Raw genomic sequence first — 12,485 nt, 5'->3', positions numbered from 1 at the left:
CATGGCTAACATTCCAACGATTTCTTTCGACGCCATCATTATTGGTGGTGGCGGTGCCGGCATGCGCGCAGCGCTGCAACTGGCACAAGGCGGTCACAAGACTGCCGTGATCACCAAGGTGTTCCCGACCCGTTCGCACACCGTATCCGCTCAAGGTGGCATCACCTGCGCCATCGCTTCGGCCGACCCGAACGATGACTGGCGCTGGCACATGTACGATACCGTCAAGGGTTCCGACTACATCGGTGACCAGGACGCTATCGAGTACATGTGTCAGGAAGGCCCGGCCGCCGTTTTCGAACTGGACCACATGGGTCTGCCGTTCTCCCGTACCGAACAAGGCCGCATCTACCAGCGTCCGTTCGGTGGTCAGTCCAAGGATTACGGTAAAGGCGGCCAGGCTGCGCGCACTTGCGCTGCATCCGACCGTACCGGCCACGCCCTGCTGCACACCCTTTATCAGGGCAACCTGAAAGCCGGTACCACGTTCCTGAACGAGTACTACGCTGTTGACCTGGTTAAGAACTCGCAAGGCGAGTTCGTCGGCGTTATCGCCATCTGCATCGAAACCGGCGAAACCACCTACATCCGCGCCAAGGCCACCGTTCTGGCTACCGGCGGTGCAGGTCGTATCTACGCTTCGACCACCAATGCCCTGATCAACACCGGTGACGGCGTTGGTATGGCACTGCGTGCCGGCGTACCGGTACAAGACATCGAAATGTGGCAGTTCCACCCGACCGGCATCGCCGGCGCCGGTGTACTGGTTACAGAAGGTTGCCGTGGTGAAGGTGGTTACCTGATCAACAAGCACGGCGAGCGTTTCATGGAGCGTTACGCTCCGAACGCCAAAGACCTTGCCGGTCGTGACGTGGTTGCCCGTTCGATGGTTAAAGAAATCATCGCCGGCAACGGTTGCGGTCCGAATGGCGACCACGTAATGCTCAAACTCGACCACCTGGGCGAGGAAGTGCTGCACAGCCGTCTGCCAGGCATCTGCGAACTGTCGAAAACGTTTGCTCACGTTGACCCGGTTGTTGCTCCGGTTCCGGTTGTTCCGACTTGCCACTATATGATGGGCGGCGTGCCGACCAACATTCATGGTCAGGCGATCACCCAGAACGCTGAAGGCGTGGACGAGATCATTCATGGTCTGTTCGCTGTAGGCGAAGTGGCTTGCGTATCGGTTCACGGTGCCAACCGTCTGGGCGGCAACTCTCTGCTCGACCTGGTGGTATTCGGCCGTGCTGCCGGCCTGCACCTGGAAAAAGCGCTGACCGACGGCATCGAATACGACGACGCTACCGAAGCTGACATTGAAGCTGCCCTGTCGCGCCTGAACGCACTGAACAACCGTACCGAAGGCGAAGACGTGGCTACCCTGCGTCGCGAACTGCAAAACTGCATGCAGAACTACTTCGGTGTATTCCGTACCGGCGAATACATGCAGAAGGGTATTGCCCAGCTGGCTGACCTGCGCGCGCGCATCGCCAACGTCAAGATCAACGATAAGTCGCAAGCGTTCAACACTGCACGTATCGAAGCTCTGGAACTGCAGAACCTGCTGGAAGTGGCTGAAGCTACCGCCATCGCTGCCGAAGTACGTAAAGAGTCCCGCGGTGCTCATGCCCGTGAAGACTTCGAAGACCGCGACGACGAAAACTGGCTGTGCCACACCCTGTACTTCCCGGGTGACAAGCGCGTGACCAAGCGTGCTGTGAACTTCTCGCCGAAGACTGTTCCGACTTTTGAACCTAAGATTCGGACTTATTAAGGGTGGCCGCCATGTTGCAAGTCAGCGTTTATCGTTACAACCCTGATCAGGACGCCGCGCCGTTCATGCAGGAATTCCAGGTTGATACCGGTGGTAAAGACCTGATGGTGCTGGACGTACTGGCCCTGATCAAAGAGCAGGACGAAGGTTTCTCCTATCGTCGCTCTTGCCGTGAAGGCGTTTGCGGTTCCGACGGCATGAACATCAACGGCAAGAACGGCCTGGCCTGCGTCACGCCGCTGTCTGCTGTTGTAAAAGGTAACAAGTTGATCGTTCGTCCTCTGCCAGGTTTGCCGGTTATCCGTGACCTGGTCGTCGATATGAGCATCTTCTACAAGCAATACGAGAAGGTTAAGCCATTCCTGCAGAACGACACGCCGGCTCCGGCCATCGAGCGTCTGCAGTCCCCTGAAGAGCGTGAAAAGCTCGACGGTCTGTACGAGTGCATCCTGTGCGCTTGCTGCTCGACCTCTTGCCCGTCCTTCTGGTGGAACCCGGACAAGTTCCTGGGTCCAGCTGCCCTGCTGCAAGCGTACCGCTTCCTGGCAGACAGCCGCGATACCAAGACTACCGAGCGCCTGGCTGCGCTGGATGACCCGTTCAGCGTATTCCGCTGCCGGAGCATCATGAACTGCGTCAACGTATGTCCGAAAGGCCTGAACCCGACTAGGGCCATCGGTCACATCCGTAACATGCTGCTCTCGAGCGGCGTGTGATTCAGCTGCTGCAAATGTAGTACCGCTGTACCCGTGGATGCTACGGCGCAGGCTTCAACCGGCGCCGTAGTTTTAACCTGAGCAGCAGCTTATAAGGCTGCGGCTCTTATTTTGAAGAAATGAGACAAGCAGGGGCATCCGGGCTGGTACCCGGACTATCAGTGTGATCCTAGTGGCTTGTTTTGGTCGCTGCATTCGGACTTCTGCAAGTTTGCTCGGTGTCGACACCGGTGGTGTTCCCCTAACCGAGGGTGACCAAGCATGCAAGAAAGCGTGATGCAGCGCATGTGGAACAGTGCCTACCTATCCGGTAGTAACGCTGCCTATGTGGAAGAGCTCTACGAGCTCTACCTGCACGACCCTAACGCTGTGCCAGAAGAGTGGCGCACCTACTTCCAGAAGTTGCCTGCTGACGGCAACTCTGCCACCGATGTTTCGCACTCCACAATTCGCGATCATTTCGTCTTGCTGGCAAAGAACCAGCGCCGCGCCCAACCGGTTTCCGCCGGCAGCGTGAGCAGTGAGCACGAGAAGAAGCAAGTTGAAGTGCTGCGATTGATCCAAGCCTACCGTATGCGTGGCCACCAGGCAGCCCAGCTTGACCCGCTGGGGCTGTGGCAGCGTCCTGCACCTGCAGACCTGTCGATCAATCATTACGGCTTGACCAATGCCGATCTTGATACGACCTTCCGTGCCGGCGACCTGTTCATCGGCAAAGAGGAAGCGAGCCTACGCGAAATTCACGAAGCGTTGCAGCAGACATATTGCCGCACCATCGGCGCTGAATTTACGCACATCACCGATTCCGAGCAGCGCCAGTGGTTCCAGCAGCGTCTGGAAAGCGTGCGCGGCCGTCCGACGTACTCCGCCGACATCAAGAGCCACTTGCTTGAGCGCGTGACCGCCGGTGAAGGCCTGGAAAAATACCTGGGCACCAAATACCCGGGTACCAAGCGTTTTGGTCTGGAAGGCGGCGAGAGCCTGATTCCGATGCTCGATGAGCTGATCCAGCGTTCCGGTTCCTACGGCACCAAGGAAATCGTCATCGGCATGGCCCACCGTGGCCGTCTGAACGTGCTGGTCAACACCTTCGGCAAGAACCCGCGCGAGCTGTTCGACGAGTTCGAAGGCAAGAAGAAGGTCGAGCTGGGTTCCGGTGACGTTAAGTACCACCAGGGCTTCTCGTCCAACGTGATGACCACCGGCGGTGAAGTTCACCTGGCCATGGCGTTCAACCCGTCCCACCTGGAAATCGTTTCCCCGGTGGTCGAGGGTTCGGTTCGCGCCCGTCAGGATCGTCGCAACGATCCAACCGGTGAGAAGGTTCTGCCGATCTCCATCCACGGTGACGCTGCTTTCGCAGGTCAGGGCGTGGTCATGGAAACCTTCCAGATGTCGCAGACCCGCGGTTTCAAGACCGGCGGTACCGTGCACATCGTGATCAACAACCAGGTCGGTTTCACCATCAGCAACCCGCTGGACTCGCGTTCCACCGAGTACGCGACCGACGTTGCGAAAATGATCCAGGCGCCGATCCTCCATGTGAATGGTGATGATCCGGAAGCCGTATTGTTCGTGACCCAGCTGGCCATCGACTACCGCATGCAGTTCAAGCGTGACGTGGTGATCGACCTGGTCTGCTACCGTCGTCGCGGCCACAACGAAGCCGACGAACCAAGCGGCACCCAGCCGATCATGTATCAGCAGATCACCAAACAGCGCACCACCCGTGAGCTGTATGCCGATCGTCTGACCCAGGGCGGTGTGCTGGACGCAGAGCGTGTTCAGGCGAAAGTCGACGAATACCGCAACGCGCTGGACAACGGTCTGCACGTAGTGAAAAGCCTGGTCAAAGAGCCGAACAAAGAGTTGTTCGTGGATTGGCGTCCGTATCTGGGCCACGCCTGGACCGCGCGTCACGACACTCGCTTCGACCTCAAGACCTTGCAGGAACTGTCCGCCAAGCTGCTGGAAATCCCGGAAGGCTTCGTGGTTCAGCGCCAGGTTGCAAAAATCTACGAAGACCGTCAGAAGATGCAGGCCGGTGGCCTGCCGATCAACTGGGGTTACGCCGAAACCATGGCGTACGCGACCCTGGCGTTCGAAGGTCACCCGATCCGCATGACTGGCCAGGACATCGGCCGCGGTACGTTCTCGCACCGTCATGCTGTTCTGCACAACCAGAAAGACGCGGGCACCTACATCCCGTTGCAGAACCTGTACGACGGTCAGCCACGCTTCGACCTGTACGACTCGTTCCTGTCCGAAGAAGCGGTGCTGGCGTTCGAATACGGTTACTCGACCACCACGCCGGATGCGCTGGTGATCTGGGAAGCCCAGTTCGGCGACTTCGCCAACGGTGCCCAGGTGGTTATCGACCAGTTCATCACCAGCGGCGAGCACAAGTGGGGCCGTCTGTGCGGTCTGACCATGCTGCTGCCGCACGGTTATGAAGGTCAGGGGCCGGAGCACTCCTCGGCTCGTCTGGAGCGTTACCTGCAGCTGTGCGCCGAGCACAACATTCAGGTCGCGGTACCGACTACGCCGGCTCAGATCTACCACCTGCTGCGTCGTCAGGTAATTCGCCCACTGCGCAAGCCGTTGATCGTTCTGACTCCGAAGTCGCTGCTGCGTCACAAACTGGCCATCTCGACCCTGGAAGATCTGGCCGAAGGTTCGTTCCAGACCGTTATCCCGGAAATCGACGCCCAAGACCCGAAAAAGGTCGAGCGCGTAGTTCTGTGTAGCGGCAAGGTCTACTACGACCTGCTGGAAAAACGCCGTGCCGAAGGCCGTGACGATATCGCCATCGTGCGTATCGAGCAGCTGTACCCATTCCCTGAGGACGACTTGAAAGAAGTCCTGGCTCCTTATACCAACGTCAAAGCTGCCGTTTGGTGTCAGGAAGAGCCGATGAACCAGGGTGCTTGGTACTGCAGCCAACACCACATGCGTCGCAGCATCAGCAACCTCGACAAGTCTCTCGTACTTGAGTACGCGGGCCGTGAGGCTTCTGCTGCACCGGCATGCGGTTACGCATCGATGCACGCTGAGCAGCAGGAAAAACTGCTGCAAGACGCCTTTACTGTTTAACGCCTTCGCGCACCTGAAACCGAATTTAAGGACCCACAGATAATGGCTATCGAAATCAAAGCCCCCACTTTCCCGGAATCGGTTGCCGATGGCACCGTTGCCACCTGGCACAAAAAACCGGGCGACGCCGTCAAGCGTGACGAACTGATCGTCGACATTGAAACTGACAAAGTCGTGCTGGAAGTTCTGGCCACCGCCGACGGCGTGCTGGGCGCGATCATCAAGAACGAAGGCGACACCGTTCTGTCCGACGAAGTACTGGGCTCCATCGGCGAAGGCAGTGGCGCCGCCGCTCCAGCCGCTGCTGCTCCGGCTGCCGCCGCTGCTCCAGCTGCCGCCGAAGGCGAAGACGATCCTGTTGCTGCACCGGCTGCTCGCAAGCTGGCTGAAGAAAACGGCATCAACATCGCTTCCGTTGCCGGCACCGGCAAAGGCGGTCGTGTGACCAAGGAAGACGTGGTTGCAGCCGTTGCTGCCAAGAAAGCCGCTCCGGCTGCCGCGCCTGCCAAGGCTGCTGCTCCTTCGGCTGCCGCTCCTGTGTTCGCCGCTGGCGACCGCATCGAGAAGCGCGTACCGATGACCCGCGTTCGTGCCACCGTGGCCAAGCGTCTGGTTGAAGCTCAGTCGAACATGGCGATGCTGACCACTTTCAACGAAGTCGACATGACCGAAGTCATGGCCCTGCGTTCGAAGTACAAGGACCTGTTCGAGAAGTCCCACAACGGCGTGCGCCTGGGCTTCATGTCGTTCTTCGTGAAGGCTGCCACCGAAGCGCTGAAACGCTTCCCGGCCGTCAACGCTTCGATCGACGGTGCTGACATCGTTTACCACGGCTACGCTGACGTCGGTGTTGCAGTTTCCAGCGATCGCGGCCTGGTTGTACCGGTCCTGCGTAACGCCGAACTGATGAGCCTGGCTGAAATCGAAGGCGGCATCGCCACCTTCGGCAAGAAAGCCCGCGACGGCAAACTGTCGATGGACGAAATGACCGGTGGTACTTTCACCATCACCAACGGTGGTACTTTCGGTTCGATGATGTCGACCCCGATCGTCAACCCGCCACAAGCCGCCATCCTGGGCATGCACAACATCATCCAGCGTCCTATGGCCATCAACGGTCAGGTCGTTATCCGTCCGATGATGTACCTGGCACTGTCCTACGATCACCGTCTGATCGATGGCAAAGAAGCTGTGACCTTCCTGGTGACCATCAAGAACCTGCTGGAAGATCCGGCTCGTCTGTTGCTGGATATCTGATAGAAGCAGCCACGGGCTGCAAGCTCGAGCTGACGGAAAACCCGCAGTTTGGCTTGCAGCTTGCGGCTTGAAGCTTTTCGCTAAAGAGGATTTTTTGAATGTCGCAGAAATTTGACGTAGTAGTGATCGGCGCTGGCCCTGGCGGCTATGTGGCTGCCATCAAGGCTGCCCAACTGGGCCTCAGCACTGCCTGCATCGAGAAGTACACCGACAAGGAAGGCAAACTGGCTCTGGGCGGTACTTGCCTGAACGTCGGCTGCATTCCATCCAAGGCGCTGCTGGACAGCTCCTGGAAGTACAAGGAAGCCAAAGAAGGCTTCGCGATCCACGGTATCAACCACGCTGGCGTGACCATGGACGTGCCAGCAATGGTCGGCCGCAAGGCCACCATCGTCAAAGGCCTGACCTCTGGCGTTGCGACCCTGTTCAAAGCCAACGGTGTGACTTCCATTGAAGGTCACGGCAAGCTGCTGGCCGGCAAGCAAGTTGAAGTCACCAAGCCAGACGGCTCGGTAGAAATCATCCAGGCCGAAAACGTAATCCTGGCTCCAGGTTCGCGTCCGATCGACATTCCGCCAGCTCCGGTTGACCAGAATGTGATCGTCGATTCGACTGGCGCCCTGGAATTCCAGACCGTACCTAAGCGTCTGGGCGTGATCGGCGCTGGCGTCATCGGTCTGGAACTGGGTTCGGTATGGTCGCGTCTGGGTGCAGAAGTGACTGTCCTGGAAGCCCTGGACACTTTCCTGATGGCAGCCGACGCCGCTGTTTCCAAGGAAGCGCTGAAAACCCTGACCAAACAGGGTCTGGACATCAAGCTGGGCGCTCGCGTGACCGGCTCCAAAGTGAACGGCGACGAAGTCGTTGTGAACTACACCGATGCCAACGGCGAACAGAACATCACTTTCGACAAGCTGATCGTAGCCGTTGGTCGCCGTCCGGTGACCACTGATCTGCTGGCTGCCGACTGCGGCGTGACCCTGGACGAGCGCGGTTTCGTGCACGTTGATGATCACTGCGCCACCACCGTACCGGGCGTCTACGCCATCGGTGACGTGGTTCGCGGCATGATGCTGGCGCACAAAGCGTCGGAAGAAGGCATCATGGTTGTCGAGCGCATCAAGGGCCACAAGGCCCAGATGAACTATGATTTGATCCCATCGGTTATTTATACTCACCCGGAAATCGCGTGGGTCGGTAAAACCGAGCAGGCCTTGAAAGCTGAAGGCGTTGAAGTTAACGTCGGCACCTTCCCGTTCGCAGCCTCCGGCCGTGCCATGGCTGCCAACGATACCGGTGGTTTCGTCAAGGTCATCGCTGATGCCAAGACAGACCGCGTATTGGGCGTCCACGTGATTGGTCCAAGCGCTGCCGAACTGGTTCAGCAGGGCGCGATCGGTATGGAATTCGGCACCAGCGCTGAAGACCTGGGCATGATGGTTTTCTCCCATCCGACCCTGTCTGAAGCCTTGCACGAAGCTGCTCTGGCAGTGAATGGCGGCGCCATCCACATCGCCAACCGCAAGAAGCGTTAAGACAATAAGAAACCACGGCGGTACGGCCCGTCGTGAGCCTTGCATGCAAGACTCACCGCGGAATGTCCGCTGGACGCAGTCTTGCGTAGCTCAGCTACGCAAGCAGCAGTCACAGGTGGTGCGGCACTTGAACAAGTGCAGCACCGAATGCGCAGTACCTAACGAAGACGGTAATAAGCATGAATCTTCACGAGTATCAGGGTAAGCAGCTGTTCGCTGAGTACGGCCTGCCAGTATCCACCGGTTACGCGGTAGACACCCCGGAAGCAGCAGCAGAAGCTTGCGACAAAATCGGCGGCAGCGAGTGGGTTGTCAAAGCCCAGGTCCACGCCGGTGGTCGCGGTAAAGCGGGCGGCGTTAAGCTGGTTCGCAGCAAAGAAGACGCCAAAGCCTTCGCACAGCAGTGGCTGGGCAAGCGTCTGGTGACTTACCAGACTGACGCCAATGGTCAGCCAGTCACCAAGATCCTGGTTGAATCGTGCACTGATATCGCTAAAGAGCTGTACCTGGGCGCTGTCGTTGACCGTTCGAGCCGTCGTATCGTGTTCATGGCTTCCACCGAAGGTGGCGTGGACATCGAGAAAATCGCTCACGACACTCCAGAAAAAATTCTGAAAGCCACTATCGATCCACTGGTTGGCGCTCAGCCATTCCAGGGTCGCGAGCTGGCATTCCAGTTGGGTCTGGAAGGCAAGCAAGTTGCCCAGTTCGCCAAGATCTTCGTAGGTCTGGCCAAACTGTTCAAGGATCACGACCTGGCCCTGCTGGAAGTGAACCCGCTGGTGATCAAGGCTGACGGCGATCTGCACTGCCTCGATGCCAAGATCAACATCGACGCCAACGCCATGTACCGTCAGCCTAAGCTGAAGACTTTCCACGATCCGTCGCAAGACGATCCGCGCGAAGCGCACGCTGCCAAGTTCGAACTGAACTACGTAGCACTGGAAGGCAACATCGGTTGCATGGTCAACGGTGCTGGCCTGGCCATGGGTACCATGGACATCGTCAACCTGCATGGCGGCAAACCAGCCAACTTCCTCGACGTGGGCGGCGGTGCCACCAAAGAACGCGTTACCGAAGCGTTCAAGATCATTCTGTCCGACACCAACGTCGCTGCAGTACTGGTTAACATCTTCGGCGGCATCGTTCGTTGCGACATGATTGCCGAAGGCATCATCGGCGCTGTGAAAGAAGTCGGCGTGAAAATCCCGGTTGTTGTTCGCCTTGAAGGCAACAACGCTGAGCTGGGCGCTAAAGTACTGGCAGAAAGCGGTTTGAACATCATCGCTGCTACCAGCCTGACCGACGCTGCTCAACAAGTTGTCAAAGCTGCGGAGGGCAAATAATGAGCGTCCTGATCAATAAAGACACCAAAGTTATCTGCCAGGGTATTACCGGTTCGCAAGGTAGTTTCCACACCCAGCAAGCCATCGAGTACGGCACCAAGATGGTTGGTGGTGTAACTCCAGGCAAAGGCGGCACCGAGCACCTGGGTCTGCCAGTGTTCAACACCGTTAAAGACGCAGTAGAAGCCACTGGCGCTACCGCCAGCGTGATCTACGTTCCGGCTCCTTTCTGCAAAGATTCGATCCTGGAAGCTGCTTTCGGCGGCATCAAGCTGATCGTCTGCATCACCGAAGGCATTCCTACCCTGGACATGCTGGACGCTAAAGTTAAGTGCGACGAACTGGGCGTAGTCCTGATCGGCCCTAACTGCCCAGGCGTGATCACCCCAGGCGAATGCAAGATCGGCATCATGCCAGGTCACATTCACTTGCCAGGCAAGGTCGGTATCGTTTCCCGTTCCGGCACCCTGACCTACGAAGCTGTTAAGCAGACTACTGACGCCGGTTTCGGTCAGTCGACTTGCGTCGGCATCGGTGGTGACCCGATCCCGGGTTCGAACTTCATCGACATCCTGAAGCTGTTCCAGGAAGACCCGAAGACCGAAGCGATCGTAATGATCGGTGAGATCGGCGGTTCGGCTGAAGAAGAAGCGGCTGCCTACATCAAGGCACACGTGACCAAGCCGGTTGTTTCCTACATCGCTGGTGTGACTGCTCCTCCGGGCAAGCGCATGGGCCATGCTGGCGCAATCATCTCTGGCGGCAAAGGCACTGCAGACGAGAAATTCGCTGCTCTGCAAGACGCAGGCGTTAAAACCGTGCGTTCGCTGGCAGACATCGGCAAAGCCCTGGCTGAGCTGACTGGTTGGGCTGTCAAGTAAGCCTCGCGCTTAACTGACGCTTCACCAAACAAAGGCCACCTTCGGGTGGCCTTTGTTGTTTTTGAAGGTCAAAAGATCGCAGCCTGCGGCAGCTCCTACATGGGAATGCGATCTTCTGTAGGAGCTGCCGCAGGCTGCGATCTTTTGATCTTTATGAAATTTAGATATGTAAACGCGACACAAGAATGTCGTAGATCGGATAGTTCGCCCTCAAACAGTGCGTTTCCCGCCCAGATTCGTTAGGCTACTCGCCATTTTTGCGTCCGCGCCCACAAGGCAGCAACGCGCTAAAAGGGTTGGTCTTATACGGACCGACAGCATTTCCCTCACCCATAGGGAAATCCCTCTCTAAATTCCGATTCAGTAGTGTGGTATTTCCTTAATGAAAGTGTTGAAAGGCCAGGACATCCTGGCACTTGGTTTTATGACGTTTGCCCTGTTCGTCGGGGCTGGCAACATCATCTTCCCGCCTATCGTCGGTTTGCAGTCCGGGCCTCATGTCTGGATGGCGGCGCTGGGCTTTCTGGTCACGGCGGTTGGCTTGCCGGTGATCACCGTTGTGGCGCTGGCCAAGGTCGGTGGCGCCATGGACGCGCTGAGCAGCCCGATCGGTAAAGTGGCCGGTGGCGTGTTGGCAGCCGCTTGCTACCTCGCTGTTGGCCCGCTGTTCGCCACGCCGCGTACGGCGACCGTGTCCTTCGAAGTGGGCCTGGCGCCTCTGACCGGCGAGAGCCCATTGGCGCTGTTCCTCTACAGCTCGGTTTACTTCCTGCTGGTGTTCTTCATCTCGCTGTATCCGGGCCGCCTGCTGGATACCGTAGGACGTTTCCTCGCACCGCTGAAGATCATCGCGCTCGCCGTACTGGGCATTGCGGCATTCGCCTTGCCGGCGGGTGACATTGGCCATGCGACGCCTGAATACGTGGCGGCACCGTTCTCCCAGGGCTTCATCAATGGTTACCTGACCATGGATACCCTCGGCGCACTGGTGTTCGGCATCGTGATTGTTAACGCCATCCGTTCCCGCGGCGTCGAGTCGCCAGCACTGATCACTCGTTATGCAATCATCGCCGGGCTGATTGCCGGTGTGGGCCTGGCACTGGTTTACGTCAGCCTGTTCCGTCTCGGTTCGGGCAGCCATGAAGTGGCTGCCGGCGCGACCAACGGTGCGGCGGTGCTGCACGCTTACGTACAACACACCTTCGGTTCGTTGGGTAGCGGCTTCCTCGCGGTGCTGATCTCCTTGGCGTGCCTGGTGACGGCGGTCGGCCTGACCTGCGCATGCGCCGAATACTTCAGCCGTGTGCTGCCGCTGTCCTACAAGACGCTGGTGATCATTCTTGCTGCTTTCTCGCTGCTGGTGTCCAACCTGGGCCTGACCAAGCTGATTGCGTTCTCGATCCCGGTACTGACTGCGATCTACCCGCCGTGCATCGTTCTGGTGGCGTTGAGCTTCTGCAAGGACTTCTGGCATGAGCAGGGTCGTATCCTCGGCCCGGTGATGCTGGTGTCATTCATCTTCGGTCTGATCGACGCACTCAAGGGTGCTGGTCTGGCGGAGTGGATGCCGGCGCAACTGGCTCACCTGCCGCTGAGCGAGCAAGGTCTGGCATGGCTGGTGCCGTCGGTGATGACCCTGGTAGTTGCGGTGGTTTGCGACCGCCTGCTGGGCAAGCGCGAAGAAGCCTTGGCTTAAGTCGCTTCACGACCCGCCACAAGCGGGTCAGGAGCAGAAACAGAAATGCCCCGTATCAATCGATACGGGGCATTTTTTTATCTGGAGATGCGGTGTCTTTTTCGTTGAGCTAACGTCGAAGCCTTACCTGTAGGAGCAAGGCTTGCCCGCGATGGCGGTATAACATTCGACACCTTTGTTGACTGAC

General features: G+C 58.2%; 8 protein-coding genes. All 8 read left to right on the top strand.

What is annotated here, in order from left to right:
• Nucleotide 1 precedes the first annotated feature (1 nt).
• The 8 genes from sdhA to brnQ all read left to right on the top strand — a co-directional run bounded on the left by sdhA (nt 2) and on the right by brnQ (nt 12,298).
• On the top strand, nt 2-1,774 hold the full coding sequence (sdhA, locus tag ACM110_RS25585) for a succinate dehydrogenase flavoprotein subunit (RefSeq protein ID WP_338582323.1): 1,773 nt from the start codon (nt 2-4) through the stop codon (nt 1,772-1,774).
• 11 nt (nt 1,775-1,785) lie between these two features.
• Nucleotides 1,786-2,490, top strand: coding sequence for a succinate dehydrogenase iron-sulfur subunit (locus ACM110_RS25580; protein ID WP_338582321.1), 705 nt, complete (start codon nt 1,786-1,788; stop codon nt 2,488-2,490).
• 261 nt (nt 2,491-2,751) lie between these two features.
• Nucleotides 2,752-5,583, top strand: a complete 2,832-nt coding sequence (locus ACM110_RS25575) for a 2-oxoglutarate dehydrogenase E1 component (RefSeq protein ID WP_338582320.1) — start codon at nt 2,752-2,754, stop codon at nt 5,581-5,583.
• 42 nt (nt 5,584-5,625) lie between these two features.
• A complete protein-coding gene (gene odhB, locus ACM110_RS25570) occupies nt 5,626-6,840 on the top strand; it encodes a 2-oxoglutarate dehydrogenase complex dihydrolipoyllysine-residue succinyltransferase (RefSeq protein ID WP_416129944.1) in 1,215 nt (404 codons plus the stop codon).
• A gap of 98 nt (nt 6,841-6,938) precedes the next feature.
• On the top strand, nt 6,939-8,375 hold the full coding sequence (lpdA, locus tag ACM110_RS25565) for a dihydrolipoyl dehydrogenase (RefSeq protein WP_103394793.1): 1,437 nt from the start codon (nt 6,939-6,941) through the stop codon (nt 8,373-8,375).
• A gap of 179 nt (nt 8,376-8,554) precedes the next feature.
• The gene (gene sucC, locus ACM110_RS25560) at nt 8,555-9,721 is read left to right on the top strand and encodes an ADP-forming succinate--CoA ligase subunit beta (RefSeq protein WP_007919879.1); all 1,167 of its coding nucleotides are present in this window, start codon (nt 8,555-8,557) and stop codon (nt 9,719-9,721) included.
• Nucleotides 9,721-10,602 (top strand): succinate--CoA ligase subunit alpha, encoded by an 882-nt coding sequence (gene sucD / locus ACM110_RS25555; RefSeq protein WP_008082972.1) that lies wholly within the window; start codon nt 9,721-9,723, stop codon nt 10,600-10,602. The genes sucC and sucD overlap by 1 nt, the downstream gene beginning before the upstream one ends.
• A gap of 382 nt (nt 10,603-10,984) precedes the next feature.
• Nucleotides 10,985-12,298 carry a branched-chain amino acid transport system II carrier protein gene (brnQ, locus tag ACM110_RS25550; RefSeq protein WP_416129943.1) on the top strand — a complete coding sequence of 438 codons (1,314 nt, stop codon included), beginning with the start codon at nt 10,985-10,987 and terminating at the stop codon, nt 12,296-12,298.
• The last annotated feature ends 187 nt before the right edge of the window (nt 12,299-12,485 follow it).

Origin of the sequence: Pseudomonas sp. NFX98 (genome assembly GCF_047784845.1) — a bacterium.
Classification (GTDB): domain Bacteria; phylum Pseudomonadota; class Gammaproteobacteria; order Pseudomonadales; family Pseudomonadaceae; genus Aquipseudomonas.
The sequence above is the reverse complement of the archived record's forward strand: the minus strand, read 5'-3'. Positions and strand labels throughout refer to the sequence as shown.

What these genes read in the sequence shown, in the direction of transcription:
- odhB (WP_416129944.1), top strand. Translation starts at nt 5,626, where the DNA reads ATGGCTATCGAAATCAAAGCCCCCACTTTCCCGGAATCGGTTGCCGAT.
- ACM110_RS25580 (WP_338582321.1), top strand. Translation starts at nt 1,786, where the DNA reads ATGTTGCAAGTCAGCGTTTATCGTTACAACCCTGATCAGGACGCCGCG.
- lpdA (WP_103394793.1), top strand. Translation starts at nt 6,939, where the DNA reads ATGTCGCAGAAATTTGACGTAGTAGTGATCGGCGCTGGCCCTGGCGGC.
- brnQ (WP_416129943.1), top strand. Translation starts at nt 10,985, where the DNA reads ATGAAAGTGTTGAAAGGCCAGGACATCCTGGCACTTGGTTTTATGACG.
- sucD (WP_008082972.1), top strand. Translation starts at nt 9,721, where the DNA reads ATGAGCGTCCTGATCAATAAAGACACCAAAGTTATCTGCCAGGGTATT.
- sucC (WP_007919879.1), top strand. Translation starts at nt 8,555, where the DNA reads ATGAATCTTCACGAGTATCAGGGTAAGCAGCTGTTCGCTGAGTACGGC.
- sdhA (WP_338582323.1), top strand. Translation starts at nt 2, where the DNA reads ATGGCTAACATTCCAACGATTTCTTTCGACGCCATCATTATTGGTGGT.
- ACM110_RS25575 (WP_338582320.1), top strand. Translation starts at nt 2,752, where the DNA reads ATGCAAGAAAGCGTGATGCAGCGCATGTGGAACAGTGCCTACCTATCC.